At 73.4% G+C, this 26,819-nt stretch carries 27 protein-coding genes and 1 pseudogene; 17 read left to right on the top strand and 11 right to left on the bottom strand.

The features are described 5' to 3' along the window. Positions 1 to 142: 142 nt before the first annotated feature. Positions 143 to 1,102 (top strand): pirin family protein, encoded by a 960-nt coding sequence (locus ABZW30_RS37070; protein ID WP_355675673.1) that lies wholly within the window; start codon positions 143 to 145, stop codon positions 1,100 to 1,102. A gap of 43 nt (positions 1,103 to 1,145) precedes the next feature. On the opposite strand, the gene ABZW30_RS37065 is transcribed toward ABZW30_RS37070, so the two are convergent. The 4 genes from ABZW30_RS37065 to ABZW30_RS37050 form a co-directional block, all read right to left on the bottom strand. Next, the gene (locus ABZW30_RS37065) at positions 1,146 to 1,967 is read right to left on the bottom strand and encodes an integrase (RefSeq protein WP_355675672.1); all 822 of its coding nucleotides are present in this window, start codon (positions 1,965 to 1,967) and stop codon (positions 1,146 to 1,148) included. A 325-nt stretch (positions 1,968 to 2,292) separates the two neighbouring features. Continuing rightward, positions 2,293 to 2,901 carry a TIGR03086 family metal-binding protein gene (locus tag ABZW30_RS37060; RefSeq protein ID WP_355675671.1) on the bottom strand — a complete coding sequence of 203 codons (609 nt, stop codon included), beginning with the start codon at positions 2,899 to 2,901 and terminating at the stop codon, positions 2,293 to 2,295. Positions 2,902 to 3,045: 144 nt separating this feature from the next. Next, positions 3,046 to 4,347, bottom strand: a complete 1,302-nt coding sequence (locus ABZW30_RS37055; protein WP_355675670.1) for an amidase — start codon at positions 4,345 to 4,347, stop codon at positions 3,046 to 3,048. 37 nt (positions 4,348 to 4,384) lie between these two features. Further along, positions 4,385 to 4,615 carry a hypothetical protein gene (locus ABZW30_RS37050; protein ID WP_355675669.1) on the bottom strand — a complete coding sequence of 77 codons (231 nt, stop codon included), beginning with the start codon at positions 4,613 to 4,615 and terminating at the stop codon, positions 4,385 to 4,387. A 278-nt stretch (positions 4,616 to 4,893) separates the two neighbouring features. On the opposite strand from ABZW30_RS37050, the gene ABZW30_RS37045 reads away from it, so the two are divergent. Together ABZW30_RS37045 and ABZW30_RS37040 are read left to right on the top strand one after the other, a co-directional pair. Continuing rightward, on the top strand, positions 4,894 to 5,883 hold the full coding sequence (locus ABZW30_RS37045; protein ID WP_355675668.1) for an LAETG motif-containing sortase-dependent surface protein: 990 nt from the start codon (positions 4,894 to 4,896) through the stop codon (positions 5,881 to 5,883). A gap of 100 nt (positions 5,884 to 5,983) precedes the next feature. Continuing rightward, the gene (locus ABZW30_RS37040) at positions 5,984 to 6,790 is read left to right on the top strand and encodes an LPXTG cell wall anchor domain-containing protein (RefSeq protein ID WP_355675667.1); all 807 of its coding nucleotides are present in this window, start codon (positions 5,984 to 5,986) and stop codon (positions 6,788 to 6,790) included. 204 nt (positions 6,791 to 6,994) lie between these two features. Here the strand turns inward: ABZW30_RS37040 and ABZW30_RS37035 are convergent, their stop codons facing one another. Continuing rightward, the gene (locus ABZW30_RS37035; protein WP_355675666.1) at positions 6,995 to 7,663 is read right to left on the bottom strand and encodes an ATP-binding protein; all 669 of its coding nucleotides are present in this window, start codon (positions 7,661 to 7,663) and stop codon (positions 6,995 to 6,997) included. Between the two features lie 229 nt (positions 7,664 to 7,892). Between ABZW30_RS37035 and ABZW30_RS37030 the strand changes: the two genes are divergently transcribed. The 11 genes from ABZW30_RS37030 to ABZW30_RS36980 all read left to right on the top strand — a co-directional run bounded on the left by ABZW30_RS37030 (position 7,893) and on the right by ABZW30_RS36980 (position 20,366). Beyond that, positions 7,893 to 8,690, top strand: coding sequence for a hypothetical protein (locus ABZW30_RS37030; RefSeq protein WP_355675665.1), 798 nt, complete (start codon positions 7,893 to 7,895; stop codon positions 8,688 to 8,690). Positions 8,691 to 8,881: 191 nt separating this feature from the next. Then, positions 8,882 to 9,643 carry a YcnI family protein gene (locus ABZW30_RS37025; RefSeq protein ID WP_355675664.1) on the top strand — a complete coding sequence of 254 codons (762 nt, stop codon included), beginning with the start codon at positions 8,882 to 8,884 and terminating at the stop codon, positions 9,641 to 9,643. 75 nt (positions 9,644 to 9,718) lie between these two features. Next, on the top strand, positions 9,719 to 10,423 hold the full coding sequence (locus ABZW30_RS37020) for an SCO family protein (protein WP_355675663.1): 705 nt from the start codon (positions 9,719 to 9,721) through the stop codon (positions 10,421 to 10,423). A gap of 64 nt (positions 10,424 to 10,487) precedes the next feature. Further along, on the top strand, positions 10,488 to 11,015 hold the full coding sequence (locus tag ABZW30_RS37015; RefSeq protein ID WP_355675662.1) for a copper chaperone PCu(A)C: 528 nt from the start codon (positions 10,488 to 10,490) through the stop codon (positions 11,013 to 11,015). A 13-nt stretch (positions 11,016 to 11,028) separates the two neighbouring features. Beyond that, complete coding sequence (locus ABZW30_RS37010) at positions 11,029 to 13,023, top strand: FixH family protein (RefSeq protein WP_355675661.1); 1,995 nt, start codon at positions 11,029 to 11,031, stop codon at positions 13,021 to 13,023. A 5-nt stretch (positions 13,024 to 13,028) separates the two neighbouring features. Then, positions 13,029 to 14,375 carry an iron uptake transporter deferrochelatase/peroxidase subunit gene (gene efeB / locus ABZW30_RS37005; protein WP_355675660.1) on the top strand — a complete coding sequence of 449 codons (1,347 nt, stop codon included), beginning with the start codon at positions 13,029 to 13,031 and terminating at the stop codon, positions 14,373 to 14,375. Between the two features lie 188 nt (positions 14,376 to 14,563). After that, complete coding sequence (gene pheA, locus ABZW30_RS37000) at positions 14,564 to 15,499, top strand: prephenate dehydratase (protein WP_355675659.1); 936 nt, start codon at positions 14,564 to 14,566, stop codon at positions 15,497 to 15,499. Between the two features lie 521 nt (positions 15,500 to 16,020). Then, complete coding sequence (gene serS, locus ABZW30_RS36995; RefSeq protein ID WP_355675658.1) at positions 16,021 to 17,295, top strand: serine--tRNA ligase; 1,275 nt, start codon at positions 16,021 to 16,023, stop codon at positions 17,293 to 17,295. After that, positions 17,292 to 18,125, top strand: a complete 834-nt coding sequence (locus tag ABZW30_RS36990; protein ID WP_355675657.1) for an HAD family hydrolase — start codon at positions 17,292 to 17,294, stop codon at positions 18,123 to 18,125. Before serS ends, ABZW30_RS36990 begins: the two co-directional genes overlap by 4 nt. 188 nt (positions 18,126 to 18,313) lie before the next feature. After that, positions 18,314 to 19,045: a FadR/GntR family transcriptional regulator gene (locus ABZW30_RS36985; protein ID WP_355675656.1), complete on the top strand. Its 732-nt coding sequence runs from the start codon at positions 18,314 to 18,316 to the stop codon at positions 19,043 to 19,045. Positions 19,046 to 19,127: 82 nt separating this feature from the next. Then, entirely contained in the window at positions 19,128 to 20,366 is a 1,239-nt protein-coding gene (locus tag ABZW30_RS36980; protein ID WP_355675655.1) for an MFS transporter, read from the top strand. Positions 20,367 to 20,384: 18 nt separating this feature from the next. Here ABZW30_RS36980 and ABZW30_RS36975 read toward each other — a convergent pair whose 3' ends face one another. From ABZW30_RS36975 to ABZW30_RS36960, 4 genes are read right to left on the bottom strand one after another with little or no spacing between them, the layout of a single operon-like run. Further along, the gene (locus ABZW30_RS36975; protein ID WP_355675654.1) at positions 20,385 to 21,101 is read right to left on the bottom strand and encodes an ABC transporter permease subunit; all 717 of its coding nucleotides are present in this window, start codon (positions 21,099 to 21,101) and stop codon (positions 20,385 to 20,387) included. Positions 21,102 to 21,153: 52 nt separating this feature from the next. Next, complete coding sequence (locus ABZW30_RS36970; RefSeq protein ID WP_355675653.1) at positions 21,154 to 22,071, bottom strand: ABC transporter ATP-binding protein; 918 nt, start codon at positions 22,069 to 22,071, stop codon at positions 21,154 to 21,156. 23 nt (positions 22,072 to 22,094) lie between these two features. Beyond that, positions 22,095 to 22,994: an ABC transporter permease gene (locus ABZW30_RS36965; RefSeq protein WP_355675652.1), complete on the bottom strand. Its 900-nt coding sequence runs from the start codon at positions 22,992 to 22,994 to the stop codon at positions 22,095 to 22,097. Then, a complete protein-coding gene (locus ABZW30_RS36960; protein ID WP_355675651.1) occupies positions 22,978 to 24,051 on the bottom strand; it encodes an ABC transporter ATP-binding protein in 1,074 nt (357 codons plus the stop codon). Before ABZW30_RS36960 ends, ABZW30_RS36965 begins: the two co-directional genes overlap by 17 nt. A 223-nt stretch (positions 24,052 to 24,274) precedes the next feature. Between ABZW30_RS36960 and ABZW30_RS36955 the strand changes: the two genes are divergently transcribed. Genes ABZW30_RS36955 through ABZW30_RS36945 form a run of 3 tightly spaced genes read left to right on the top strand, consistent with a single transcriptional unit; the run spans position 24,275 to position 25,481 of the window. Beyond that, positions 24,275 to 24,697, top strand: a complete 423-nt coding sequence (locus ABZW30_RS36955; protein WP_355675650.1) for a hypothetical protein — start codon at positions 24,275 to 24,277, stop codon at positions 24,695 to 24,697. A 14-nt stretch (positions 24,698 to 24,711) separates the two neighbouring features. Continuing rightward, the gene (locus ABZW30_RS36950; RefSeq protein WP_355675649.1) at positions 24,712 to 25,209 is read left to right on the top strand and encodes a PPE domain-containing protein; all 498 of its coding nucleotides are present in this window, start codon (positions 24,712 to 24,714) and stop codon (positions 25,207 to 25,209) included. Next, a complete protein-coding gene (locus ABZW30_RS36945) occupies positions 25,161 to 25,481 on the top strand; it encodes a hypothetical protein (protein WP_355675648.1) in 321 nt (106 codons plus the stop codon). The genes ABZW30_RS36950 and ABZW30_RS36945 overlap by 49 nt, the downstream gene beginning before the upstream one ends. Positions 25,482 to 25,509: 28 nt before the next feature. Here ABZW30_RS36945 and ABZW30_RS36940 read toward each other — a convergent pair whose 3' ends face one another. Both ABZW30_RS36940 and ABZW30_RS36935 read right to left on the bottom strand, forming a co-directional pair. Next, the gene (locus ABZW30_RS36940) at positions 25,510 to 26,097 is read right to left on the bottom strand and encodes a hypothetical protein (RefSeq protein WP_355675647.1); all 588 of its coding nucleotides are present in this window, start codon (positions 26,095 to 26,097) and stop codon (positions 25,510 to 25,512) included. A 275-nt stretch (positions 26,098 to 26,372) separates the two neighbouring features. Continuing rightward, positions 26,373 to 26,819 (bottom strand): annotated as a pseudogene (locus ABZW30_RS36935) (hypothetical protein); the annotation flags it as partial.

Below are 26,819 nucleotides of genomic sequence, written 5' to 3'. Positions count from 1 at the left end.
CGCCTCGCGGACGGCCGCCCCATCCTGGAAGAGGAGCCCCGCGCTCCCCTGTCGAGACATAGTTCAATTTTCAACTTGCTTGTTGTTGAGAGTTGAACTAATCTCGTGCAGGTAGGCGAGACACCCCCCGAAGGAGGCCGACATGCCCGCCGTGACCGTCGACAACCCGCTGACCCTTCCGCGCGTGACCGCGCCGGACCCGGCCGTCGCGAGCGCCCGGCCCGTCCTCACCGTGGCCACCGCCCCCGAGGGCTACGAGGGCGAGGGCTTCCCCGTCCGCCGCGCCTTCGCCAAGATCAACACCAAGTACCTCGACCCGTTCATCATGATGGACCAGATGGGCGAGGTGGACTACGCGGCCGGCGAGCCGAAGGGCACCCCCTGGCACCCGCACCGCGGGTTCGAGACGGTCACCTACATCATCGACGGAACGTTCGTCCACCAGGACTCGCACGGCGGCGGCGGCGTCATCACCGACGGCGACACCCAGTGGATGACGGCCGGCTCCGGCCTGCTGCACATCGAGACCCCGCCGGAGTCCCTGGTCATGTCCGGCGGCCTGTTCCACGGCCTCCAGCTGTGGGTCAACCTGCCCGCCTCGGACAAGATGATCGCCCCGAAGTACCAGGACATCCGCGGCGGCAGCGTCAAGCTGCTCAGCTCCGAGGACGGCGGCGCGCTGCTCCGGGTGATCGCCGGCGAGGTCGACGGCCACCAGGGGCCGGGCGCCACCCACACCCCGATCACCATGATCCACGCGTCGATCAACCCCGGCGCCCAGGTCACCCTGCCCTGGCGCTCCGACTTCAACGCCCTCGCCTACGGCCTGGCCGGCAAGGGCTCGGCCGGCCAGGAGCGGCGCCCGTTCGGTATGGGCCAGGCGGTCGTCTTCGGCGACGGCGACTCCCTCACCATCCGCGCCGACGAGACCCAGGACTCGCGCAGCGCCAACTTCGAGGTCGTCCTCCTCGGCGGCCTGCCGATCCGCGAACCCGTCGCCTGGTACGGCCCGTTCGTGATGAACAGCCACCGCGAACTCCAGCAGGCCATGGAGGACTTCCAGGCCGGCCGCCTCGGCACCATCCCCACCGACGCTCACTGACCCCTTCCACCGAGAGGGCCCGGACCCCACGGTCCGGGCCCGGCTACAGCAGTGCGTAGAGGGCCGAGGCGTCGTCGTGGGTCTTGCCGCGCGGCCAGCGCTCGCAGGCGGCGTCCGCCCGCTCCACCTCGCGGACCTGGGCGATCAGCTCGCCCGGGCCGGACTCCGCGAGCAAACGCAGTACATCGCCCCAACTGCCCAGCCCGAAACGCTCGGTGTAGCGCGAGGCGCCGTCGGTGAGGGCGGCCAGCGCGTGCAGCCGGTCCAGCCGGACGAAGCCGGTCTCGGCGTGCTCGGCCGCGCGCGGGCTGGCGGCGGCGATCCACGGGCCGTTGCCCCGGTTGCGGGCGGCGCGCAGCGCCAGCGCGTACTCCAGGTGCAGCGCGGCCCGCTCGGCCGAGCCGGGGACGGTCGCCCAGACCTGGCGGCGCAGCCCCTCCCCGTCGGGGAAGCGCTGGTTGTCCCCGATCACCTTCGGCGGGCCGTCCTTGAACTCCAGCACCAGCAGCGAGTCGCCGAGCACCAGGTACTCCAGCGACTCGCCGTGCCGCCGGGCCGCGACCACCACCGCGGCGGGGGTGTTGGGGTGGGCGAGGTCGCAGCGGCCGCCGTGCAGCGCGGCCGTCTCCACGATGGCATCGGCCAGGCACTCGGCGATCGAGCGGTCCACGCGGTCGGTGAGCCGGGCGAGCAGGTGCACCCCCAACCGACGGACGTACCAGGCCGTTCCGTGCCGGCACCCGGACTCCAGACCGGTCGGCGAACTCGCGCCGTCCAGCAGGACCAGCGCCTCCGGCGAGGCCGCCGCGAAGTCCTCGCTCTCGCGGTCGGGCCGCCGTGCTTCCCCTGCGAGCTGTAGCTGCATCCCGACAGTGTGGACGCCGCCCCCGGCCCGCGCCCAGACCCATGCGTCGGTGTGGCGCGGGCCGGCGCCCGCCGCCCGGTGGCAGCCGGGGTGATTCGGCCATACCGTCGAATAGCGACTGGACGATTCGGCCGATCGGGGCCGGTCAGGTTTGGCACCACCTACGGGTGTCCGGACGGCCCGGGACTGACGAGGAGCGGAAGATGTTCTGGCAGTTCATCGTGTTGGCGGCCGCCTCACTCGGCTTTCCGACCGCGGCGCTGCTCTTCCTGATCGGCGGGCCGCGCTTCCCGGACGAGACCCGGGACCGGAAGGTCTAGGAGGCCTAGGAGGCCTTCCAGGCCGGGTCCCGTCCGAGCAGTGCGAGGGCGCGGTCGAACCGGCCGGCGCCGCCGGGTTCGAGGCCCGGGCGGAAGGCCCGGCCGGGCGCCCGGTGCTCCGGCGTGTTCGGGACGGCCTCGGTCACCGCCGACAGCGCGTCGGCCAGGGCGTCGTCGTGCTCCACCGCTGCGACCAGCGCGCCCGGGGTGCCGAGCGCGGCGGCGACGTCCCAGCCGTGCACCAGGGTGTCGAGCAGGTGGAAGCCCACCGCCTGCGCGAGCGGGAACGGTCCGCCGTCGCGGATCTCGGGCAGCCACAGCGCCCGGTCGGCGGCGGCCGCCTCCCGGAAGGCGGCGGTGAGGTCGGCGCCGGTCCGGCGGAAGACGCCCGCCGGGTCCGCGTCGACCGGGGCGTCCGCGAACAGCGCGAGGTCGGGCCCGGCGCCGCGGGCGGCCGCGGCGAAGCCATGGTGCTGGCCGACGCAGTGCTCCAGCAGCCGACGCAGCGTCCAACCGGCGCAGGGGGTGGGCAGGTCCAGCTGATCCGGCCGTACGGTGTCCACCACCTCGACGGCCAACTCCATGGCTTGCGCGTGCAGTTCGACGAGCTTCATACGACAGCAGCCTCCAGGCAAGCGGCAATGAATCCGATCACCTGATCAACGACGGTCGGTTCCGCGGTGATCCACCGGCGGCCGGGCCCCGGGTGACCACCAGGTCGAACCGTTCCCCGTACACCCGCCGCAGCCGATCCGACCCTAGCCCAACGCCCGTTCCAGCACGGCGGCCTGGGCGAGCAGCCGTTCGTCGCCGCCCGCCGCGCCGATCACCTGGAGGCCGAGCGGCAGCCCGGCCTCGGTCCGGCCGGCCGGCAGGCTCAGCGCGGGCAGGCCGAGGAAGCTCCACGGCAGCGACATCACCGCGTCCCCGGTGCTGTGCAGGCCCTCCGGCGCACCGCCGGTCGCCGAGGGCGCCAGCCACAGGTCCACCCCGGCCTCGGCGGTCGCCGCCGCCACCTGCTCGCGCAACCGCTGCCGGAACTGCAGCGCGGCCGCCCGGTCCTCGGCCGCGACGCCCCGGCCGACCCGAATGCTCGCCACCGTCTCCGGCCGGTACAGGGCGCCGAACCGGGCGAACCAGTCGGCGTGACTGCGGGCCAGCTCGAAACGGTTGATGTTCTGCAACTGCCGGGTGATCTCGGCGAAGTGCGGGAACAGCGGCACCCGACGCACCGTCAGCCCGGTCAGCTCCAGCCGCTCCACCCACCCCTCGAAGGCGCGCAGCGCGGCGGGTTCGGCCCGCTCCAGGTACGAGCCGTCCGGCACGCCGAGCACGGGCAGGTCCGTGGCGGCTCCGGTCCGCCAGTCGTCGCAGAGCAGCGGGGCCGCCAGCGCCGCACCCGCCAGGTCGGCGGTGAACACGCCCAGGGTGTCGAAGCTCGGCGCGTTCGGGATCACGCCCGCGATCGGGATCCGTCCGTACGTCGGCCGGAAACCCACCACCCCGCAGTACGCGGCCGGGCGGATCACCGAACCGACCGTCTGAGTGCCGATCGCCAGCGGCACCAGCCCCGCCGCGACCGCCGCCGCCGAACCGCTGCTGGAACCGCCCGGGGTGTGCCCCGGATGGTGCGGATTGCGGGTCGGGCCCGGGGCGCTCGCCGCGAACTCGGCGGTCACCGTCTTGCCCGCGACCATCGCCCCCGCCGCCAGCAACCGGTCCACCACCACGGCCTGCGGGCCCGCCAACACCCCCGGCGGCAACGCCGAACCACCATGCGTCGGCAGCCCGTCCACGTGCACGATGTCCTTGACCCCCACCGCCACCCCGTACAGCGGCGGCCGCCCGGCCGGCTCCGGGTACCGCGCCGCCAACTCCCGTGCCCGCGCCCGCAGTCGGTCGTGCCGCCCGGGCTCCGGCACGAAGGCGTGGATCAGCGGGTCCACCCGCTCGACCAGAGCGCAGAGACGGTCCACGTGCTCGAGCAGGCCCGGCGCACCGGACCGCAGCCCGGCGGCCGCACGGGTCAACGACCGCGGCCGGACGAAAGATTCCTCCATACCGATCACGGTAGCGCCGACCACAGCGGCACCGGCCTCACGGGTGCTCGGCCGCCAAGTACGGCTGCTCGCGCAGGAAGTACGCTCCGCAGGTGTGGCAGCACAGTTCGGGAGTCTTCCCCCAGTCCACCGCCTCCCGCACCGGAGCCCCCGGATCGAGCTCGCGGCCGCACATCGCCACGCTCTGCCCGCCCCGGACCATGTGCCACAGCCGCACCCCGCCGGCCTCGCCGTCGGCGCCGTACTCGGCTCGCATCTGGTGCATCATGCACCCCATCGTCCGACCGCACCCTGGCCCCGGCAACCGGGGGCGCCACGGGCCGCCGCGGACCGCGCGCCGGAGCCGTCGTGCACCGCACGCGGAACCCCCCGTACACCAACGACACAAGTCCTGTCCGGCACCGCTCGAACTGCGCCACCCCCGTCGTGATCCGGCCACCACGGCTCGATAGTGTGCGCGCTCGCGACCCGCGCGCCCGGCGCCCGCGCGTCCGGCCCCGCGTCGCCCACGACAGCCTCATTCCATCCATAGCTGGAGCACCGATCGTGCGCTCTTCCCGCCTTCTGGCCTCCGCGGCCCTGGTCGCCCTCACCTTCGGCGGCACCGTCGGCGCCGCCACCGCGAGCGCCGTCGGGGTCCCCGCGACCCCGACCCCCACCGCGACCCCGAGCGTCACCGCCACCGCCACCGCGACCACGCCCGGCACCCCGGCTCCGACCGCCCCCACCGGCGGCCCCGGCACGCGGCCGACCAACGTGCCGACCGCGCCGGTGCCCTCGCCCAACATCCCCTGCCCCGGCGGCTACCACGTCGAGGACCTCAAGGTCACCGGCAGCGGCCTGTCCGGCGCCACGCTGACCAAGGGCGGTGCGGCGCAGGAGGTGACGGTGACCTTCGAGAACAACACCCCCGTCGACCTGCAGAAGCTCAGCACCTTCTTCTTCGTCACCGACATCGCCGAGGAAGGCCAGCCCCCGCACACCTGGGGCAAGGACGCCTTCGCACTCCAGGCCAAGGTCCCCGGCGGCGACTGGAAGCCCGTCAGCCAGGACGTCATCAAGAACAACATGAGCTACATCCGGGCCGACCTCGGCACGTTCAAGCTCGCCAAGGGCCAGAAGCTCACCCTCCAGGTGCGCATCGCGGCCACCGACAAGGCGCTCAGCACCAACTACTTCGCCCAGCTCGGCGGCGACTCCGAGTCCTTCCCCAGCAAGGACATCCCGGGCGTTCGCCAGGGGCCGGAGGGCAGCTGCAGCGGCTTCACCGGCAGCTACCGCATCGCCGACCTCTTCAAGGTCGTCGACGCCGGCTCCGCCCCGGCCACCAGCGCGGCCGCCGCCCCGTCGGCCTCCGCCTCCGCCCCGGGCTCCGCGGCCTCCGTGTCCGCCTCGGCGTCGGCCGGTCCGGAGCTGGCCCACACCGGTGCCGACTCCAACACCCTGCCGATCGCCCTGGGCGGCGCGGCGGTGCTGGCGGCCGGCGCCGGCACCCTGTTCGTGCTGCGCCGTCGCAAGGCCGGCGCGCACAGCTGATCGCTCGTCGGATGAACCCGAGGGGCGCGGACAACCGTTCGCGCCCCTCGGCGGTCTTCCCCACAGAGCGCACCCCCGACCCGACCGCTGGAGCCCACCGATGCGACCCGCCCGCCTTCCCGCCGCCTGCACCATCCTCGTGCTCACCGCCGGCCCGGTCGCCCTCGGTACGGTCCCCGCCCTCGCCGCCGACTCCTCGCCCACCGCGACGCCGTCCGCGTCACCCTCGGCGACACCGACGGTGACGCCGTCCGCCCCGGCCCCCAGCGCCACGACCGGCCCCACGGACACTCCGTCCGCCGGCTCCGGCCCCACCGCGACGCCCTCGGCCACCCCGACCGCGACCGGCACCCCCGCCGGCTGCCCGGAGGGCGCGACGGCGGTCCAGATGCCGGTCACCGGCAGCAGCACCCCGGGGCAGCTCACGGTCACCTTCGACAACATCAGCACCACGACGGTCAAGGACCTGACCACCACCGTCGCCCTCGCCGACGGCGGCACCAGCGACCTCGACGCGGAACTGCGCGCCCCCGGCGGCACCTGGAAGCCCCTCACCGTCTCCGGGGCCCCCGTCAACACCGGCAGCTACCAGCTCGCCCCGGGCCAGAAGCTCACCCTGCAGCTGCGGGCCACCACCATCGGCGACCACCGCCTCACCTTCACCGCCAAGTCCGAGGTGCTCCCGAGCGGCTCCGCCCCGGCGAAGAAGTACACCTGCCCCCAGCTCACCGCCGGCTACACCAACCGCACCCCCACCCCGACCGCCCCCACCCACCTCGCCGACACCGGCGCCGGCACCGCCTCCCGCCCCCTCGCCATCGCCGGCACCACCGCCCTCCTCCTCGGCACCACCCTCCTCTTCCTGACCCGCCGCCGCCCCGTCCCGGGACCGACCACCCAGGACTGACCACCCGGGAGCGAGGCGCCCCGCCGGCACTGAGGCGGGGAGGCCGCGCGCAGCGGCGAGCCACCTGCTCCACGCGCCCGGGCGAGCCGCCGAAGCCCGCACGCGGGTCCGCTGCCGAGGCATCGATTCACCCCGGCCGCCACACGCCGACGACCACGGCACCCCACGACGTTCGTCCTGTGACCAGCCCGACGCGGACCACCGTCAGGAGGCGGCCCGCAGCAGGGCGCCGTCCTGCCACTTGAGGATCTTGTCGAAGCTCACGATGGCGCCCCGGAGGGGGTGGTTGCGGAGTTGGACGTGGTCGGTGAGGGCGTGGATGAGGAACAGGCCGCGGCCGGATTCGGCGGTGAGGTCGGGGAGGGTGTCGAGGTCGACCGGGCGGAGGGTGGGGGCCGGGGGGCGGCAGGGGAGGACGTGGGTGTCGTAGGGGTGGCCGTCGCGGCGGGGGCGGTGGGCGGTGAGGATGCGGGCCGGGACGGTGGCGCGGGAGCGCCGGGAGCGGCGGGGCCCTCGGCCGGTCGCGGTGGGTCGGGACGCGACGGGACGGGACGCGGCGGGACGGGACGCGGTGGGGGCGGCCGGGCGGCGGGCGAGCGGGGCGGCGGGGGCCGGCAGACCGGGGCCGGAGTCGGTGACCTCGATCCGCAGGCGGTCGCCGCTGATCGAGGCGGTGACCTGGAAGCCGTCGTCGGGGCGGCCGGTGGCGCCGTGCTCGACGGCGTTGGCGCAGGCCTCGGTGAGGGCGACGCCGAGGTCGTCGGCGATCTGCGGGTCGACGCCCGCCGTCGCCATGGCACCGAGCAGAATGCGCCGGGCCAGCGGAACGCTGGCCGGGTCGCGCTTGAGGTGCAGAGTCCACCAGATGTCCACGGGAGGTCCCTCCTGGCTGCGGCTCCACATACAACTAGGTATCTCCGGGCGAATCGGCGGCGAACCGTGCTCGGGGGCGGCTACCGCCCGTTCGGCGGATGGACTGGGGACGGGGTCTGTGCCGAAGGGCGCACGGGTGGTGGCCCACGCCGCCGCCGAACGGGGCATTCGTAGGGATTTCCCACCCTGCCCGTATCGGCGGTGTACGCGATGAGATGATGGCCCGGCCATGACTGCCCTCCCCGCCGCCCCGTTCCCGGGCGCCTCCGTACCGGTCCGGCCGGTGGGGGCCGCCGCCTGGGATCTGCGGCTTGCCCGGGCGGTTCCGTTCGCGCTGGTGTGCACGCTGATAGCCGCCGCCGGGCACGCCCTGGCGGGTGGCGGCGATGTGCCGCCGGTCGCGCTGGCGACGGGTTTCGCCGCGGTACTGGTGCTCGCGGCGGCGTGCGGCGGACGGGAGCGTTCGCTGGCGCCCATCGCCGGGGCGCTCGGCGCCGGGCAGCTCGGACTGCACTGCCTCTTCCACGGCTTCGGCGGCGGCATGCACCACGGCGCGATGACCATGCCGCAGGCGGCCGGTCGGCTGATCTGCAACGAGGCCCGCCCGGGCACGCTGGTCGGCCTGCCCGCCGGCACGTCGCCCGAGCAGCTGGTCTCCTCCGCGGGCCTGGACCCGCACGCGTACGCCGTCGCGCCCTGGTGGCAGGGCGGCGTGTTCGGGATGACGCCGTCGATGCTGGCCGGGCACCTGGCCGCCGCGCTGGTGGCGGGCTGGTGGCTGCGGCGCGGCGAGGCGGCGCTGTGGCGGCTGGTGCGGGTGACCGCGTCGGCGGCCCGGGAGCACTGGGCGGCGCCGCTGCGGTCGGCGTTCGTGCTGGTGGCCGCGCTGCTGCGCGGTCTGTTCGGTGTGGCCGGTCCGGCCCGCCGATTCGGGGCCAGGGGCGGCGAGGGTCCGCTCCCGGCGGGTGCGGTGCTGCGGCACAGCGTGGTGCGGCGCGGTCCGCCGTGCGGGGCCTTCGCGCACTGACCCGGCGTTGCCCGTACCCCTGAGCGGTACCGGGTTCCGGGCGTGCGCGGTGTCCGGGCCGTTCCCGTCCGCCCACGGCGACGACGGCCCCAAGCTCTGCCCTCACGTCCCCACGCGCGGTCCCGCCGAGGCACGGTTTCCCCGTCGCCCGGCAGTGCGGACCGCCGAGCTCCGATCGGAGACCCCGCATCATGCGTTCCCTTCCCACCCGCCGTCTCGCCGCCGTCGCCCTGACCGCCGCCGCCTCCGTGGTGGCGCTGGCCGGCCCCGCCTTCGCGCACGTCACCGTGAACCCGGGCTCGGCCGCCCAGGGCGGCTACACGGCCGTCGACTTCCGGGTGCCGAACGAGAGCGACACGGCGAGCACGGTGAAGCTGGAGGTCAACCTCCCGCTGGACCACCCGCTGGCCTCCGTCCGGACCCTGCCGATGCCGGGCTGGACCGCAACCGTCGAGAAGTCGAAGCTCGACAAGCCGATCAAGGTGCACGGCAACGACGTCAACGAGGCCGTCTCCAAGATCACCTGGACCGCCGACGCGGGCACCAAGGTCGCCCCCGGCCAGTTCCAGGAGTTCCGGGTCTCGCTCGGCCCGCTGCCGGCCGACACCGACGCCATGGCCTTCAAGGCCCTGCAGACCTACGACAACGGCGACATCGTCCGCTGGATCGACGAGTCCAAGGACGGCCAGCCCGAGCCGGCCCACCCGGCCCCCGTTCTGAAGCTCACCAAGGCCGCCGGCGGTGACGGCCACGGCGACAGCCACGGCGTCACCGCCTCCCCTGCCGCCGACACCCACGGTGACGGCTCCGACCACGCCGCCGCCTCGGGCGACGGCAAGTCCAGCGACAGCACCGCCCGCACCCTCGGCGTGGTCGGCATCGTGGTCGGCGTGATCGGCACCGCCGTCGGCGTGCTCGGCCTGCGTCGCAAGAGCGGCGGCTCCGCCTCCTGACCCCCGCGCCGGCGGGGCCGCGCCCACCCCGGGCACGGCCCCGGCCGGCGGTCCACCGCGCACGATCGGAACCCCATGTCCCGCACCACCCGTACGAACCGCGCCACCCGTACGAACCGCGCCGGCCGCACCACCCGGCTGGCCGGCGCGGCCGCCCTCGCGCTGGCCGCCGCCCTGACCCTCTCCGCCTGCGGCTCCTCCGGCGGCGGCTCGACCGCCGCCAAGGTCACCCGGCAGAAGGAGGACAGCCCGTACCAGGGCACCAAGCTCGCCAAGAACTTCGAGAAGCCCGACCTCCAGCTGACCGACACCTCCGGCCAGCCGTACGACCTTCGGCAGCAGACCAACGGCAAGGCCACCCTGCTGTTCTTCGGCTACACCAGCTGCCCGGACGTCTGCCCGACCACCATGGGCGACATCGGCGTCGCGATGAAGGCGCTCTCCGCGGAGGACCGGAAGAAGGTCAACGTCGTCTTCGTCTCCACCGACCCGAAGCGCGACACCCCCAAGGTGCTGCGCACCTGGCTGGACTCGATGGGCAGTGATTTCATAGGCCTCACCGGCGACCTGGAGAAGGTGAAGACCGCTGCCAAGTCGCTCGGCATCATGATCGAGGACCCGGTGGTCAACCCGGACGGCACGGTCACCTCCACCCACGGCGCCCAGGTGCTGGCCTTCCTCCCCTCGGACGACAAGGCGCACGTGCTCTACATGAGCGGCACCGAGGAGAAGACCTACGAGCACGACCTGCCGCTGCTCGCCAAGGGAGTCGCGGCGTGAGCGAGCGAACCATCAAGGGGCGCGTGTTGCGCGAAGCGCCTGCCGCGCGCGGCGAGGTGGGCGCATGAGTGAGCGCAGCGAGCTCACCATCAAGAGGAGCGCGGCGAACCGGCGTTTCCGCCGGTCGGCCCTGCTGGGCGCCGTGGTCGCCACCGCCCTCGGCGGCGGCGCCATCCTGGCCGCCTGCGGGACCGGCGGCCAGGACGGCGCCGGCGACCAGGGGCCGGCGAAGCTGAGCGTCGCCGACTCCTACATCCCGCTGCCCCCGGCCGGCGGGATGGGCGCCGGCTACCTGACCGTGCGCAACGACGGCGGGCCGGACCAGCTGGTCAAGGTGACCAGCCCGGCCGCCGGGTCGGTCACCATGCACCGCTCGACCGCCTCGACCATGGAGCAGGTGGACAGCCTGGCCGTGCCCGCGCACGGCGCGCTGCAGCTCGCCCGCGGCGGCACCCACCTGATGATCATGGGGTGGCAGAAGGCCCCCGCGCTCGGCGACGAGCTCGAACTCGACCTCACCTTCGCCAAGTCCGGCACCATCTCGGTCAAGGTGCCGGTCAAGGAGCTCACCTACCGGCCCGGCCAGAGTTAAGGGACCCGCCAGCATGCAGAAGGCCTCGCACCGCCGGATCGCCCCCCTACGCATCGCCGGAGCACTCGGGATGCTCGGCGCGCTGCTCGCGCTGATGCTCGCCGGCGCCGGACCGGCCTCCGCGCACGCCACCCTGGAGTCCACCGACCCGCGGCAGAACTCGGTGGTCGCCACCGCCCCGCAGGCGGTCACGCTGACCTTCAGCGAGACGGTGTCGCTGTCCGGTGACTCGGTGCGGGTGCTGGACCCGGCCGGCAAGGCCGTGGACACCGGCAACCCGGCGCACGCCGACGGCCAGGGCAACACCGCCCGGGTCGCCCTGAACAGCGGGCTCGCCAACGGCACGTACACGGTGGCCTGGCGGGCCGTCTCGGAGGACTCGCACCCGGTCGGCGGGGCGTTCACCTTCTCCATCGGCGCGCCCTCGGACACCTCGGTGTCCGCCACCACGCTGCAGGGCGCCAAGGCGGACGGCCTGGTCGCCGCGCTGTACGGCACCGGGCGCACCGTGGCGTACGCGGCCTTCGCGCTGCTCGCCGGGGTGGCCGCGTTCGTGCTGGTCTGCTGGCCGGCCGGCGCGACCCGGCGACCGGTGCAGCGGCTGCTGATGACCGGCTGGACGGCGCTGCTGGCCTCGACCGTCGCGGTGCTGATGCTGCGCGGCCCGTACGAGCGCGGCTCGGGCATCGGCAAGGCGCTCGACCTGTCGCTGGTGCGCGCCACCCTGGACGAGCGGATCGGCACCGCGCTGGCCGCCCGGCTGCTGCTGCTCGCCGCGGGCGGGATCTTCCTGTCGCTGCTGGTCGGGCAGTTGGGACAGCCGCGGAAGCCGGCCCCCGCGAAGGCCGACGAACACGACGACGACGCCGAGGCCGCGGAGCTGCGCGAGCTGGAGCAGCGGGCCGCCGAGCGGCCGGAGCGCGAGGCCCGGCTGGGCCTGGGTGTGGCCGGGCTGGTGCTGGCGGTCGCCCTGTCTGCGACCTGGGTCGGCGCCGACCACGCCTCGGTGGGCATCCAGGTCTGGCTGGCGCTGCCGTTCGGCATCCTGCACCTGATCGCGATGGCGCTCTGGCTGGGCGGGCTGGCCACGCTGCTGGTCACGCTGCGCGAGGGCGTCGGCGCCGAGGCGGTGGACCGCTTCTCGAAGGTCGCCTTCGGCTCGGTGGCGGTGCTGGCCGTCACCGGGATCTACCAGTCCTGGCGGGGCCTGGGCAGCTGGGGCGCGCTGACCGACACCGAGTACGGGAAGCTGCTGCTGGTGAAGACCGGCTGCGTGGTCGTCATGATCGGCGTCGCCTGGATCTCCCGCAGCTGGCTGGCCCGGTTGCGCTCGGCCCCGGCCGAGGCGGTGGAGGTCGAGCCGGCCGAGGTGCCCGAGCCGGTCGACGTCGCGGCGCACAGCGAGGACCCGGTCCGGCAGGCGCAGCTGGCCCGACAGCAGGCCGCCCGGGCGAGTGCCGGGCGCGAGCGCGGGCTGACCCCGACCCGGGCCGGGCTGCGCCGCTCGGTACTGGTCGAGGCGGTGGTCGCGGTGGCGGTGCTGGTGGTCACCACGATGCTCACCAACTCCCCGCCCGGGCGGGTGGCGGGCGAGGTCAAGGCGGCCGGGACCGCCGCCCCGGTGGCCGGTGGGTCGGCGGCGGCGCCGCAGGGCGAGCCGGGCCGCACGGTGGAACTCAAGCTGCCGTACGACACCAAGGGCCGGACGCCGAGCGCCAAGGGCACCGCGACGGTCACCGTCACTCCGGCCAGGACCGGCCCGAACGAGGTGAAGCTCGCGCTGGACGGTGCGGACGGGCAGCCGGTGGACGTCCCGGAGGTGCAGCTCGCCTTCACCCTGCCGGACCGCGACCTGGGCCCGTTGCCGGTGGCGCTGACCCCGGGGGGCACCGGCCGCTGGAGCGGCACCGCGCAGCTGCCGCTGGCCGGCACCTGGGTGGTCTCGGTGCAGATCCGCTCCTCGGACATCGACCAGACCACCCCGACCCAGCAGTTCAAGATCGGGTGAGCGCAGTGGACGACACTTCGACGGATCTGACGGACCTGGCGGACCGGACGGGCCGGGAGGACCGGACGGGCCAGGCGGACCGGACGGGCCAGGCGGACCGGCAAGAGCGGAAGGGCCCGGCGGGCTTCACCCGGCGGGCGCTGCTCGGCACGGCCGGCGCCGGGCTGCTGGTCGGCGCCGGGGCCGGGGTGGCCGGGGCGGTCGCCTACGACCGCCCGTCCGGCGAGAAGGCGGACAAGGGCGGCGCGCTCGGCGCCGGCCGGTTGCCGTTCCGCGGCGAGCACCAGGCCGGCATCCTCGAACCGCAGCAGGCCCGGGTCCAGCTGGCCGCCTTCGACCTGGCCGACGGGGCCGGCCGGGACGGGCTGCGCACCCTGCTGCAACGCTGGACCAGGGCGGTGGACCGGCTGACCACCGGGGAGCCGGCCGAGGAGTTCGACAACCAGGTCGCGCTGGACGCCGGGCCCTGCTCGCTCGCCGTCACGGTCGGCTTCGGCGCCGCGCTGTTCGACAAGGCCGGGTTGGCCGAGCACCGCCCGGCCGCGCTCGAACCGCTGCCCGCCTTCACCGGTGACGCGCTGGACGCGGCGCGCGGCGAGGGCGACCTGTTCGTGCAGATCGGCGCCGACGACGCCCTGGTGGCGGTGCACGCGCTACGGGTGCTGCAGAGGCTGGCGGCCGGGACGGCGGCGCTGCGCTGGCAGTCGGCCGGCTTCGCCCGGACCCCCGGCGCGACCGCGCGGCCGGTGACCGGGCGCAACCTGATGGGCCAGATCGACGGCACCAACAACCCCAAGCCGGGCGAGGACGGCTTCGCCGCCAGGGTGTTCTGCGCGGCCGGCGGGGACCACCCGGCCTGGCTGGCCGGGGGCTCGTTCCTGGTGTTCCGGCGGATCCGGATGCTGCTGGACCACTGGGAGGAGCTGCCGGTGGACCGCCAGGAGCGGGTGATCGGGCGGCGCAAGGCGGACGGTTCGCCGCTGAGCGCACCGGCCGGCTCCGGCGAGGGCACCGCGGTGGACCTGTCCGCGCAGGGCCCGGACGGTGGCCTGGCGGTGCCCTCCGACGCCCACGTGCGGGTCGCCGCCCCGGCGAGCAACGGCGGCGCGGCGATGCTGCGACGCGGTTTCTCGTACCACGACGGCCTGCTGCCGGACGGCTCGCCGGACGCCGGGCTGCTGTTCCTCGCCTTCCAGGCCGACCCGCGCAAGGGCTTCACCCCGGTGCAGCGCAAGCTCTCCCGGGGCGACGGACTCTCCCGCTTCCTGCGGCACGAGGCGAGCGGCCTTTACGCGGTGCCGCCGGGCGTACCGGCGGCGGGCTACCTCGGACAGCAGCTGCTGGAGGGGTAGGGCCTGTCTCCCGGGTTTCGTCGGATCAGGCGAGGACCCAGGAGACGGGCCCGCGTGCCAGGACCGCGATCCCGGCCACTGAAACGCTTTCATGCCGGGGCGGCGGAATCGTTATGGTGACTGCTTCGGCACCACCCCGCTCGTGCAGCACCCCGCTCAGGCACTATCCCACTGGCAACGGAGGCGTCATGTCGGCCACCCGCTACACCTATCTCGGCCCGGCCGGCACCTTCACCGAGGCGGCACTGCACACGCTGCCCGAGGCGGCGACCCGGGAGCTGGTGCCGCTGTCCTCGGTGGCGCTGGCGCTGGACGCGGTGCGCGGCGGGGAGGCGTCCGGGGCGTTCGTGCCGATCGAGAACTCGGTGGAGGGCGCGGTCACCGCGACCAACGACGAACTGGCCGCCGGCGCACCGCTGATGATCTACCGTGAGGTGCTGCTGCCGATCTCCTTCGCGCTGCTGGTGCGGCCGGGCACCGAGCTGTCCGGGATCAAGACGGTGACCAGCCACCCGGTGGCCCAGCCGCAGGTGCGCCGCTGGCTGGCGGCCAACCTGCCGGACGCCACGTGGGAGTCGGCCGCCTCCAACGCGGACGGCGCCCGGCTGGTCTCCGAGGGCCGGTACGACGGGGCGTTCGCGGGCGAGTTCGCGGCACCGATCTACGGGCTGGACCCGCTGGTCAAGGACATCGCGGACGCGCAGAGCGCGACCACCCGGTTCGTGCTGGTCGGCCGCCCCGGGCGGGTCTCCTCGCCGACCGGCGCGGACAAGACCTCGATGGTGGTCTGGCTGCCGGACGACCACCCGGGTGCCCTGCTGGAGCTGCTGCAGGAGTTCGCGGTGCGCGGGGTGAACCTGATGCGGATCGAGTCCCGGCCGACCGGCGAGGGGCTGGGCAACTACTGCTTCCTGATCGACTGCGAGGGGCACCTGTCCGAACGCCGGGTGGCGGAGGCGATGATGGGGCTCAAGCGGATCTGCCCGCAGGTGCGGTTCCTCGGTTCCTATCCGCGCGCCGACCGCCAGGGCTCCAAGCACCGGCGGCCGGGGACCTCGGACCAGGACTTCGCCGCGGCGGCGGACTGGCTCTCCCGAGCGCTCGACGGGCGCGGGGACGTCTGAGCCCGGCCATCCGAACGACATCTCCTGTCTTTCCGACCTTTTCCGACCGTTATCGACCGGGCCGATCAGCCGGGACGGGCGACCGTTCCGTCGTCCACAGGGGTGCCCGGGGCCGGAGGCCGCTGTCCACAGGCCCGCCCGCTGTCCACAGCCTGAAGTTATCCACAGGCCTGGGGATGAGTCGACAAACCGGTATAGCCATTGCGCAGACCTGGTCGGATCATCAGTTTGCGTCGCAGAGATGACTAATCAGACCAGAGTCACCCGCTTGCCCGTAAATCACCCGTCCGAGTGCTTCAATTCCCTCACCCGAGAGAGTCGAATGAGGTTTGAAACCTCAATTCCCCATCTCCGGTGAGCGGACGCTGATCCTCCCCATCGATCCACAGCCCCGGCCCCTGGCCTGTGGATAACCCGCCCCCGAAGAGTTCCCCACAGAAGTTATCCACAGGATCCGGTGAGTTATCCCCAGGAGAAAACCGGTACCGGTGGAGGAACGACCGCCCGGTACGCTTGGCCCTGTGATTGACCTTCGCCTGCTCCGTGAGGACCCTGACCGAGTGCGCGCCTCGCAGCGCGTCCGTGGCGAGGACGTCGACCTGGTCGACGCCCTCCTCTCCGCCGACGAGCGGCGCCGGTCCTCGGGCAGCCGCTTCGACGAACTGCGCAACGAGCAGCGGGTGCTCGGCAAGCAGGTCGCCCAGGCCAAGGGCGAGGAGAAGACCGCCCTGCTGCAGCGCACCAAGGACCTGGCCGCCGAGGTCAAGGCCGCGGACGCCGAGCAGAGCGCGGCCAAGGAGGAGGCGGACCGCCTGCTCCGCTCCCTGGCGAACCTCATCGACCCGGCCGCCCCGGTCGGCGGCGAGGAGGACTTCGTCACCCTGGAGGAGATCGGCACCCCGCGCGACTTCGCCGCCGAGGGCTTCGAGCCCCGCGACCACGTCGAGCTCGGCCAGCTGCTGGGCGCGATCGACACCGAGCGCGGCGCCAAGGTCGCCGGTGCCCGCTCCTACTACCTGACCGGCGTCGGCGCGCTGCTGGAGCTCGCCCTGGTCAACATGGCGATCGCCCAGGCCACCGCGGCCGGTTTCACCCCGATGATCACCCCGGCCCTGGTCCGCCCGGCCGCCATGGACGGCACCGGCTTCCTCGGCCAGGCCGCCGAGAACGTGTACCACCTCGGCGACGAGGACAAGTACCTGGTCGGCACCAGCGAGGTCCCGCTGGCGGCGTACCACATGGACGAGATCATCGACGCCGAGAAGCTGCCGCTGCGCTACGCCGGCTACTCGTCCTGCTTCCGCCGCGAGGCCGGCACCTACGGCAAGGACACCCGCGGCATCATCCGCGTCCACCAGTTCGAGAAGGTGGAGATGTTCGTCTTCACCACGCCCGAGGACGCGGAGAACGAGCACCGCCGCCTGCTCCAGTGGGAGAAGGACTTCCTCAACGCACTGGAACTGCCCTACCGGGTGATCGACGTCGCCTCCGGCGACCTCGGCGCCTCGGCCGCGCGCAAGTTCGACATCGAGGCCTGGATCCCCACCCAGGGCAAGTACCGCGAGGTCACCTCGACCTCCAACACCACCGAGTACCAGGCCCGCCGCCTGTCGATCCGGATGCGCGAGGAGGGCAAGACCCGCCCGCTCGCCACCCTGAACGGCACCCTGGTCGCCGTCCCGCGCACCATCGTGGCCATCCTGGAGAACCACCAGCAGGCCGACGGCTCGGTCGTCGTGCCCGAGGCGCTGCGGCCGTACCTCGGCGGACGCGCCGTCATCGAGCCCGTCAAGTGACCTCGACCGCACACCCAGGCGGTGGCGACCTGCCCTATCGGCTGGTCGCCACCGACCTCGACGGCACCTTGCTGACCAGCGAGGAGACCGTCTCCGAGCGCACCCGCGCCGCGCTGGCCGCGGCCGTCGGCGCGGGCGCGCTGCACATCATCGTGACCGGGCGCTCGGCCGTCTGGGCCCGCCCGGTCTTCGACGAGATCGGTTACACCGGGATAGCGGTCTGCGGCCAGGGCGCCCAGGTCTACGACGCGGGCGCGCACAAGCTGCTCACCTCGCTCACCCTGGACCGCCGGCTGGCCGCGCTCGCGATCGAGAAGATCGAGGCCGAGACCGGTCCGCTGGCCGTCGCCGCCAGCCAGGACGGCCTGGACGGCCAGGTGCTGGCCGGCCCCCGCTACGAGCTGCTGATCGGCTCGGACCTGCCGGTCGTCCGGGTCGAGCGCGACGAGCTGCTCGCCTCCCCGGTCAGCAAGCTCTACATCCAGCACCCGGGCCTGACCGACGACGCCCTCGCCGAGGCCGCCAGGCACGCCGCCGGCGGCCTGGTCGGCGTGGTGATGGCCGGGGCCGGCGTGGTCGAGCTGCTGCCGCTGGGCCTGTCCAAGGCCACCGGCCTGGCCGTCGCCGCCCGCCGCCTGGGCGTGCGGGCCGCCGACGCCATCGCCTTCGGCGACATGCCCAACGACGTCCCGATGTTCGGCTGGGCCGCGCACAGCGTGGCCATGGCCAACGCGCACGAGGAACTGCTGGCCGTCGCCGACGAGGTGACCGCGAGCAACGACGAGGACGGCGTGGCCGTCGTCCTGGAACGGCTCTACCCGGCGCGCTGAGCAGGCGGGGCCGGGGTGATCGCCGGTACGCCGGTGACCCGGTGACCCGGTGAACCTGGCGGTCCTGCGGACGCAAACTGACGAGGACTGACTGTTCGTGGCGAGTTCACGGGCAGTTGTAGGATGACCGGGCAATCGGTTGTAGGATGACCGACGACCGATGAGCGGTGTGCGAAGGGAGGCCCAGAATGAGCGGCAGCGGCGACAACCTGCAGGCGGCCGGGCGGCGCTCCCTGGTGGACACCGCGATCGACCAGCTGCGCGAGCAGCTGGCCGGCGGCGCCTGGCCGGTGGGGTCGCAGATCCCCACAGAGCACGAGCTGGCCGAGCGGCTGCAGGTCGGGCGGAACACCGTACGGGAGGCGATCCGGGTGCTGGTGCACGCCGGAATGCTGGTCTCCCGGCAGGGCGAGGGGACCTTCGTACGGTCCACCAGCGACCCGGCGGCGGTGCTGCGCGGCGTCCAGCGCTCGGGCATCCGGGACGTCCTGGAGGTCCGCGCGGCGCTGGAGACCGAGGGCGCCCGACTGGCGGCCCTGCGGCACACCCCCGAGGACATCCGGCGGATGCGGGCCGCGCTGGCCCGCGAGGCCGAGGTGTTCGCGGCGCACCCCGAGCGGGCCAGCCGCGAGGCCACCGTCGAGCACGACCTGGAGTTCCACACCGCCGTCGTCGAGGCCGCCCACAACCCGGCGCTGGCCGAGGTGTACCGCTACTTCGGCGCCTCCGTGCGCGAGGCGATGACCTCCGCCTTCGGCGACCACGACATGCCCGAGGCGGTCGTGGCCACCCACGAGGCGCTGGTCGACGCGATCGAGAGCGGTGACCCGGACCGTGCCGAGGCGGCGTGTCGTGCGCTGCTCGCCGGCCCGACCGCGGCCGTCGAGCAGCTGCTCGCGGCCATCGCGGCCCGGAAGTAGGACGGCGCGAGCCCCTCTTCCGTCCGTCCGCGCCCTCCCCCCGGTCTTCAGGACCGAGCCGTCAGGAAAGAACAGCACACCCATGGCCGTCACCCGTGCCCAGCAGCCGGTTGTCACCACCCCTGCCCCACTCCCCCTGCGCTCCCGGCTGGCCCACCCCGCCCTGCTGCTGACCGGCATCGTGCTGGTCGCGCTGAACATGCGCGCCTGCCTGGCCGCCGTCTCCCCGATGGTCGGCGAGATCCAGCGCACCTTCGGCCTGTCCGCCACCGCGAGCGGGCTGATCACCACCGTCCCGGTGCTGTTCCAGGGCGTCGGCGCGCCGCTCACCCCCCGGTTGACCCGCCGGTTCGGCGCCGAGCGGGTGGTGCTGGGCGCGGTGCTGGTGCTGGGCGCCGGCGTGCTGCTGCGGGTGCTGCCCTCGGTGTTCGCGCTGTACGCGGGCTGCGTGGTGATCGGCGTGGCCATCGCGGTGCTGAACGTGTCGATGCCGGGTCTGGTCAAGCGCGAGTTCCCGGACCGCGCGGCCACCATGACCGGCGTCTACTCGACCACCATGCTGGTCGGCGCGACCCTCGCCGCCGGCACCTCCGTCCCGCTGGAGCACGCGCTCGGCGGCGGCTGGCGGGCCTCGCTCGGCGCCTGGTCGCTGCTCGCCCTGGTCGCGGCGGTGGCCTGGCTGCCGCAGGTGCTGCGCTCCCGGCAGGAGAAGACCGCGGTGGCCGCGGCGGCCCAGCCGGGCAAGCCGATCGAGGGCATCTGGAAGTCCCCGCTGGCCTGGCAGATCAGCCTGTTCATGGGCATCTCGTCGCTGCTGGTCTACACCCTGGTCGCCTGGATGCCGACCATCCTGGCCGACCACGGCATGGACCGCGGCCAGGCCGGTCTGGTCTTCGCCTTCTCCAACCTGGTGCAGGTGGCCGGTGCCTTCCTGGTGCCGCTGATGGCCGGCCGGATGACCGGTCAGCGCGCCCTGGCGGTGACCATGGCCGCCCTGAACGGGCTCGGCATCGCCATGCTGCTGGTCGCCCCGGTCTCCGCCGCCTGGGTTTCGGCGGCCGTCCTCGGCGTCGCCCAGGGCGGTTCGCTGGGCCTCGGCCTGGCGTTCATCGTGCTGCGCACCGGCACCGCGGCCGGCGCCGCCCAGCTGGGCGGGATGTCGCAGGCGATCGGCTATCTGGTCGCCGCGGCCGGCCCGGTCGGCGCCGGTGCGCTGCACCAGCTCACCGGCGGCTGGGAGGCCACCCTGGCGCTGATGCTGGTGCTGGTCCTGGTGGTCGGCGCGGCCGGCCTCGGCGCGGGCCGCAACCGGACGCTGTAGGGCGTCGCTCCCCGGCCGCTACTCCTCCGAGGCGAGGGTCAGCCCGGCGAGCCTCACCGAGGCCAGCGCCGTCGCCGCGACGGTGACCACCAGCAGCAGCGGGACGGCCGCCCCGAGCGAGACGTCGGCACCGATCGCGGTATCCCCGGCCACCGCCTCGGCGACCGCCCGGCCCCACTGCTGGACGCTCAGCGTCCGGGCGCCCTCGACGAAGTTGCCGATCAGCGACTCCCAGATCAGCGCGTACGCCAGCCCGGCCACCACCGCGTGCCGGGTGACCACGCCGAGCAGCAGGAACAGCGCGCTGTACGCGGCCCCGGCGACCAGCACCGCGATGGTGTAGCCGAGCGCCACGCCGTCCCGGGTGCCGTACAGCAGCAGCCCGGAGACCAGCGTCGGGACGGCGGCGAACACCCAGACGGTGCCGATCGCGACGGTCAGCTTGGTGGTGACGATCTGCCAACGCGGCAGCGGCTTGGCGAGCAGGTAGACGATCGAGCCGTCGTCGATCTCGGTGGCGATCACCCCGGTGCCGACCACCAGGCCGAGGATCGGGACGAGGGTGCCGAGGTCGAGCTGGCCGAGGATCTTGACGGTCAGGCTGTGCGCGTCGCCGCTCGACCCGGCGGCGATCGCCGAGACGATCAGCAGCAGGGCCGGGGCCACCAGCAGCAGGGCGCCGCGACGGCGGCCGAGCAGGCCGCGCAGGGTCAGCCTGGCGACGGTCGGGTTCATGGTCGGTCGGCCCCTTCCTGGGTCCGGTTGGTGACGTGGATCAGGCGGCGGGTCATGCCGAGACCAGGTACGAGAAGACGCTCTCCAGCGACTCGTCCGCCGGGGAGACGGTGTACAGCCGGATGCCGGCCTCCCGGGCGACCCGGGGCAGCAGGGTGGTGAAGCCCTGGAAGTTCACCGCCTCGATCCGCAGCGCCCTCTCCCGCTCGTCCACCTCGATCCCGGTGGTGGAGCCGTCGGCGATCAGCGCGGCGGCGAGCCGGCGGTCGTCGCTGGAGCGGACCAGGTAGCGGTGCGGGCGGTCGGTCATCAGCCGCCGGATCCGGCGGAAGTCCCCCGAGGCGGCGTGCCGTCCGGCCACCACCACCTCGATGTGCCGGGCCAGCTGCTCGACCTCCTCCAGGATGTGGGAGGAGAACAGCACCGTCCGGCCGTCCGCGCCGAAGCGGCGCAGCAGCTCCATCAGCTGCAGCCGCTGGCGCGGGTCCATGCCGTTGAAGGGCTCGTCCAGCAGCAGCACGGCCGGGTCGTGGACGAGCGCCGAGGCCATCTTGACCCGCTGCTTCATGCCCTTGGAGTACGTCCCGGTGCGGCGGTCCTTGGCGTACGCCATCTCGACCAGGTCCAGGGCGCGCCGGGCGGCGGCGCCGGGCTGGGGCAGGCCGTGCAGTTCGGCGTTGGCGAGGACGAACTCCCAGCCGGTCAGGTAGTCGTACATCGACTCCCGCTCGGGGACCAGGCCGATCTGCCGGTACACCTGCTGGTTGCGCCAGATCGGCGCGCCGTCCAGGGTGACCGCGCCGCTGGAGGGGGCGAGGAAGCCGCTCATCATGTGGATGAGGGTGGACTTGCCCGCGCCGTTGGGCCCGAGCAGGCCGGTGATGCCGGGGCCGATCGACATGGTGATGTCGTTGACCGCGACCACGTTCCCGAACCAGCGGGAGACCTTGTCGATGCTGATGGTGGCCATGCCGCCCTCTCAGACGTTCCTGCTCAGACGTTCTTGTAGCGGCGCAGCAGGAGGCGGTACGAGCCGACCACCATCGCCGCGGCGACGAGTGCGAACACCACCACGCCCAGCCCGCCCGGGGCGTGCCGGCGGTCCAGGCCGGCGCCGAGGTCGAACACCTCGTTGACCAGGGCCTCCACCAGGCCGTTGGGCGAGATCAGCGCGGTCCACTGGGCGGCGTCGGAGCCGCCGGGACCAGGGTTGCTGATGCCGACCGCGATCGCGGCCACCGTCGAACTGACCGCCAGGTAGCCCATGATGGCCGCCACCCCGAAGCCCCGGCGCGGCGTCGCCGCCGCGATCACCAGCGCGACGGAGGTCGGCACCAGGGCGTACAGCACGGCCGCCGCCAGGCCGTACAGGAAGTGGCTCGTGTTGTGCGCGAAGTCCATCCCCCCGAGCAGCGCGCCGACGTACAGCACCAGCAACGGGGCGGCCATCAACAGGAGTTGGGCGCAGGCCATGGCTGCGAACTTGGCCCGGACGTAGTTGGTGCGGGTGATCGGGCGGGAGAAGTAGAGCGGCCCGGTGTGGTACCGCAGATCCCGGGAGAGCAGCACCGGCGCCTGGGAGGCCAGGAAGATCGAGACCACCAGGTCGAGGCTGGCGAGGTAGCCGGCGTACTCGACCGGCAGCTCGTCCCGCTTCAGGGAGAGCGCGACCGCGACGAAGATCATCGCGGGGACGGTGACCACGCCGAGCATCAGCATCGGCAGCACCTTGGACTTGCCCGAGCGGCCCAGGCCGTAGGCGGCGCGCAGGCTCTGGGTGAAGAGCGAGCGGGTGGCGTAGGCCCGGCCGAGCCGGGGGCCGGTGTAGCCGCGGTAGCCGATGTCGTGGATGACACCGGCGTCGGCGGGCCTGGCGTCAGGAGGCTGCGGCATCGTCCGTCCCTCCCCTGGCGTTCTCGTCGTCGCGCTCGTTGTCGGTGTCGGTGCCGGTGTCGGTGTCGTTGTCGGTGTCGGTGTCGGTGAAGAGTTCGGCGACCCGGTGGCGGCGCTGCTCCAACCGGACCAGGCCGAGGCCCAGTTCGGCGACGGTGTCGCGGATGGTGTCGTAGGTGTCCTCCCCGGCCAGCCGGACCAGCAACAGGTGCGAGCCCTCGGACTGGACGGTGAGGCCGGCGGCGGCCAGCCGTTCGCGGACCTCGGTGCCGGGCGCGGCCACCGCGTCCGAAGAAGGGGGCGCAGCGGAGCTGCCCGGATCAGGGTGGTGGTGGGCGACGGGCGGGAAGTCCGTGACCTCGACCGCGAGGACGGCCGTCGCCTCCGTGAAGGAGGCGGTGGAGGAGGAGCGCAGCAGCTTGCCGCCGTCGATGACGACCAGGTGGTCGCAGGTACGCTCCAGCTCGCCGAGCAGATGGGTGGTGACCAGCACCGAGATCCCGAAGTCGGTGTGCACCCGGCGGATCAGGCCCAGCATCTCGTCCCGGCCGGCCGGGTCGAGGCCGTTGGTCGGCTCGTCCAGCAGCACCAGCTTGGGGTCGTGCACCAGCGCCTGGGCGAGCTTGACCCGCTGCTTCATGCCGGTCGAGTAGCCGCCCATCGGACGGTACCGCTCCTCGTACAGGCCGACGTGCCGCAGGGTGTCCGCGGTGCGCTCACGGGCGGCGGTGGCGGGCAGGCCCGCCATCCGGGCCATGTGCACCACGAACTCGGTCGCGGAGACGTCCGGCGGCAGGCAGTCGTGCTCGGGCATGTAGCCGACCTGCTCGCGGATCTCGGAGCCCCGGGTGGCGACGTCCAGGCCGAGCACCTCGCCGCGGCCGGAGGTCGCCGGGGCGAGCCCGAGCAGGATCTTGATCAGGGTGGACTTGCCCGCCCCGTTGGCCCCGACCAGCCCGACGACCCCGGGCTGCACCTCGACGGTCAGCTGGTCGAGGGCGGTGACCCGGGGGAACCTCTTGGTGAGGCCCTCGGTCTTGATGACAGCAGTGGACACGCCCTCAACGTAACGGTCTTGCGCGGTAAGGGCCATGAGCTGGAATGACGAGGCCTTCTGCTGCTGCGGTATGACGCCGGGCCCGATCTCCCCTAGGGGTCGGGGCGGGTCGGCGAAATCGGGACCCGCATGCACTCTTGTCGAACTCTTTAACTTGCTTGCCCATTTCTTTGCCAACGGGGGTGTCGGCGCGAGCGCGCCGGCACGGAGGGGGACGATCGACGTGTCTGATCGGGCGACCGCGTTCGACCGGATGATGAACCCATGGGCCTACGACGCGGACGGCAACCTGGCCGCCCGGACCCAGGAAGCGGCCCGCACCCAGCTGAACTCGGCCCAGGGGCCGGGCGGGGGCGCCGGCTTCAGCGCCGACACGAACGCGCTGACCACCGCGGGGAACAACTCCGACCAGATCCACGCCCGCCTCAACACCGACGGCCGGGGCGCCGACGAGGCCACCGCCAAGGTCTCCACCTCGCTCGCCGGCTGGAGCACCGGCAAGGCCGCCCAGGGCGCCGCCACCACCTGGGACCAGTGCGTCGCCGCCCTCGGCAGCACCATCGGGCAGACCACCCAGGCCCTGCGCGGCAGCGCCGCCAACTACCAGCGCAACGAGTCGGCCGTGAAGTCCGACATGGGCGCCTGAGGGGGCGGACGGACATGGTCGACTTCCACGAGCTCAGCAACGTCGGGTTCGACTCCCTGGAGAGCGCCGCCACCGCCTGGGAGCAGGTCGCCCTCAAGCTCAAGTCGATGGACCAGGACTGGGACAGCACGGTCATCGCCAAGGTGAACTCCGCCTGCTGGAGCGGCCCTTCGGCCGACCCGGCGCGACCCGGGCTGCAGCGCACCAACGAGCAGCTGAGCGCCGCCGCGACGGAGGCGAACGCGCTCGCCTCGATCTTCAAGGACGCCGCGGGCGAGTTCCAGGCCGTGAAGGCCAAGCTGGAGAAGGCGGTCGCGGACGCGCGGACGGACGGACGGACCGTCACCGGCGACGGCACGGTGAGCTGGCCCCCGGCCGACAACCGCTGTCGCGCGGGGAGTGCGAGGGAACCCTCGACGACCCCGGGATCGCCACGACGCTGGGACGCACCCCCCGGGTCTTCGTGGAGACGGGACTCCACATCCCGGACCGGGGCGTCAAGCCCAGCCTGAGATGCACGGTCGAAGGCCAGGGAGGACGAACGCTGTATGCGCCGGCCGTCAGCGTCGATTTCGCCACCGACCGCGAAGCCGGGCAGGCCACTTTCAACTGCACCCTGCTGGGCAAGGCCGAGCCCTACCGGGCCGCCCTCAGGGTCGGGCGCTTCCCCCAAGCCGATGTCCCGGCCCGGGAACGTGCCGACGAGCTGGTGACCGGCTTCGCCGAGCGCGCCGCCGTGAAGCTCGGCTGCGCCAACGGCGCCGAGTCGCTCACCGTGAAGTGAGCGGCCCGGCGCCGTACCCGGCGTCACGTCAGGAGCTGGGACGCTCCCACATCTCGACGACCTTGCCGGAGGCGTCGATCGCCACCTTGTAGTCGCCGGCCGAGCAGGGGTACGAGCCCTTCTGGTTCCCCGGCGTGGCGACGCACTCGTTGATGTGCTTCGCCAGGTCGGCCGCGTTGACGTCCTTCGGCGCGGCCACGACCGACTTGAGGTGCCCCTTGACGGTCGGGGCGAACTGCGCGGTCTTGTCGGCGCCCACCGGCTGGAAGCCGACGTCGTTGACGCCGCAGACGTCCTTGGTCTCCTTGTAGACCAGGGCCGTCGCGCTGGTGCCCTTCACCGGGACGATCCACTTCTGTCCGGCGGGCAGCGGGTCGCTGGTGCAGAAGCCCTCCGGGCCGCCGTCGGTGGGCTTGCCGGTCGGGGCCGGCTTGGCCGTGCCGGTGGCCGGGGCGGCGGTCGGCGAGGCTGCGCCGCCGGTGGCAGGCGCGGCGGTGGCGGTGGCGGTGGTGCCGCCCGCGCCCTGGTCCGACGAGTTGTCCGGGCCGCAGGCCGCCAGGCCGAACGCGGCGGTGGTGACCAGAGCGGCGGCGAGCAGCCTCCTGGAAGCAGACATGACGAAAGAACCCCCGTTTAACGCATGATCAGATGCAGGTGCGGCGGACAGACTAGCGCCTCACTCCCACACCCTCCCCGGACCGAGGTCATGTCCTGGCCCAGGCGGTCATGGCGCCCACCGGCGAGCCGTGCTCGTAGCCGGTCGACGCGGCCGGCTCCGCGATCCCCGAACGCGGGCGCACCCGGTACATGCAAGCCGGGAGTCTGCAGTGATCCGTTGCGGGGCCTCGCCTGGCAAGCGAGGCCCCGCAGCACGGGTGGCAGCAGGGGCTGTCAGTTCGCCGATGAGGCGCTCGGTCGGGCGCTGGCAGTCGGGGAGGTGAACTCCCTTGCCGCGATCGGCCATTCGTTGTGGTAGAGCCGGAACGGGATGTCCTTCTCGATCAGCGGGGTACCCATGATGGCGATCCGCGCCAGCACCGCTCCGTCCACGTCGAGGCCGCCGTAGAGTCCGGCCTTGCCGTGGACGGTCGGCCCGGCACCGCTGGAGTCGATGCTGACCGAGCCGTCCACCTCCGCCCGCAGATACGGCTCGACCGTGGCCTTCACACCCACCGTGTCGTAGAGGGCGACGGAGCCTTCGGCGACGAGGCCGGCGCTGACCGAGGCATGGCCCTCGAACGACGCCTTGACCGGGGAGACGCTGGTCTTGACGGGCTCGGTGGTGGAGGTCCAGCCGCCCGCCTTCGTGTAGTCGGCGTGCAGGGCCCAGTCACCGGT

The sequence above is a fragment of the Kitasatospora sp. NPDC004669 genome (assembly GCF_040609455.1).
Classification (GTDB): Bacteria; Actinomycetota; Actinomycetes; order Streptomycetales; family Streptomycetaceae; genus Kitasatospora.
The sequence above is the reverse complement of the archived record's forward strand: the minus strand, read 5'-3'. Positions and strand labels throughout refer to the sequence as shown.

Excerpts from the sequence above, each read along its gene's own strand:
- ABZW30_RS37070 (WP_355675673.1), top strand. The coding sequence starts at position 143 with ATGCCCGCCGTGACCGTCGACAACCCGCTGACCCTTCCGCGCGTGACC.
- ABZW30_RS37065 (WP_355675672.1), bottom strand. The coding sequence starts at position 1,967 with ATGCAGCTACAGCTCGCAGGGGAAGCACGGCGGCCCGACCGCGAGAGC.
- ABZW30_RS37060 (WP_355675671.1), bottom strand. The coding sequence starts at position 2,901 with ATGAAGCTCGTCGAACTGCACGCGCAAGCCATGGAGTTGGCCGTCGAG.
- ABZW30_RS37055 (WP_355675670.1), bottom strand. The coding sequence starts at position 4,347 with ATGGAGGAATCTTTCGTCCGGCCGCGGTCGTTGACCCGTGCGGCCGCC.
- ABZW30_RS37050 (WP_355675669.1), bottom strand. The coding sequence starts at position 4,615 with ATGATGCACCAGATGCGAGCCGAGTACGGCGCCGACGGCGAGGCCGGC.
- ABZW30_RS37040 (WP_355675667.1), top strand. The coding sequence starts at position 5,984 with ATGCGACCCGCCCGCCTTCCCGCCGCCTGCACCATCCTCGTGCTCACC.
- ABZW30_RS37030 (WP_355675665.1), top strand. The coding sequence starts at position 7,893 with ATGACTGCCCTCCCCGCCGCCCCGTTCCCGGGCGCCTCCGTACCGGTC.
- ABZW30_RS37025 (WP_355675664.1), top strand. The coding sequence starts at position 8,882 with ATGCGTTCCCTTCCCACCCGCCGTCTCGCCGCCGTCGCCCTGACCGCC.
- ABZW30_RS37020 (WP_355675663.1), top strand. The coding sequence starts at position 9,719 with ATGTCCCGCACCACCCGTACGAACCGCGCCACCCGTACGAACCGCGCC.
- ABZW30_RS37015 (WP_355675662.1), top strand. The coding sequence starts at position 10,488 with ATGAGTGAGCGCAGCGAGCTCACCATCAAGAGGAGCGCGGCGAACCGG.
- ABZW30_RS37010 (WP_355675661.1), top strand. The coding sequence starts at position 11,029 with ATGCAGAAGGCCTCGCACCGCCGGATCGCCCCCCTACGCATCGCCGGA.
- pheA (WP_355675659.1), top strand. The coding sequence starts at position 14,564 with ATGTCGGCCACCCGCTACACCTATCTCGGCCCGGCCGGCACCTTCACC.
- ABZW30_RS36985 (WP_355675656.1), top strand. The coding sequence starts at position 18,314 with ATGAGCGGCAGCGGCGACAACCTGCAGGCGGCCGGGCGGCGCTCCCTG.
- ABZW30_RS36980 (WP_355675655.1), top strand. The coding sequence starts at position 19,128 with ATGGCCGTCACCCGTGCCCAGCAGCCGGTTGTCACCACCCCTGCCCCA.
- ABZW30_RS36975 (WP_355675654.1), bottom strand. The coding sequence starts at position 21,101 with ATGAACCCGACCGTCGCCAGGCTGACCCTGCGCGGCCTGCTCGGCCGC.
- ABZW30_RS36970 (WP_355675653.1), bottom strand. The coding sequence starts at position 22,071 with ATGGCCACCATCAGCATCGACAAGGTCTCCCGCTGGTTCGGGAACGTG.
- ABZW30_RS36965 (WP_355675652.1), bottom strand. The coding sequence starts at position 22,994 with ATGCCGCAGCCTCCTGACGCCAGGCCCGCCGACGCCGGTGTCATCCAC.
- ABZW30_RS36950 (WP_355675649.1), top strand. The coding sequence starts at position 24,712 with ATGGTCGACTTCCACGAGCTCAGCAACGTCGGGTTCGACTCCCTGGAG.
- ABZW30_RS36940 (WP_355675647.1), bottom strand. The coding sequence starts at position 26,097 with ATGTCTGCTTCCAGGAGGCTGCTCGCCGCCGCTCTGGTCACCACCGCC.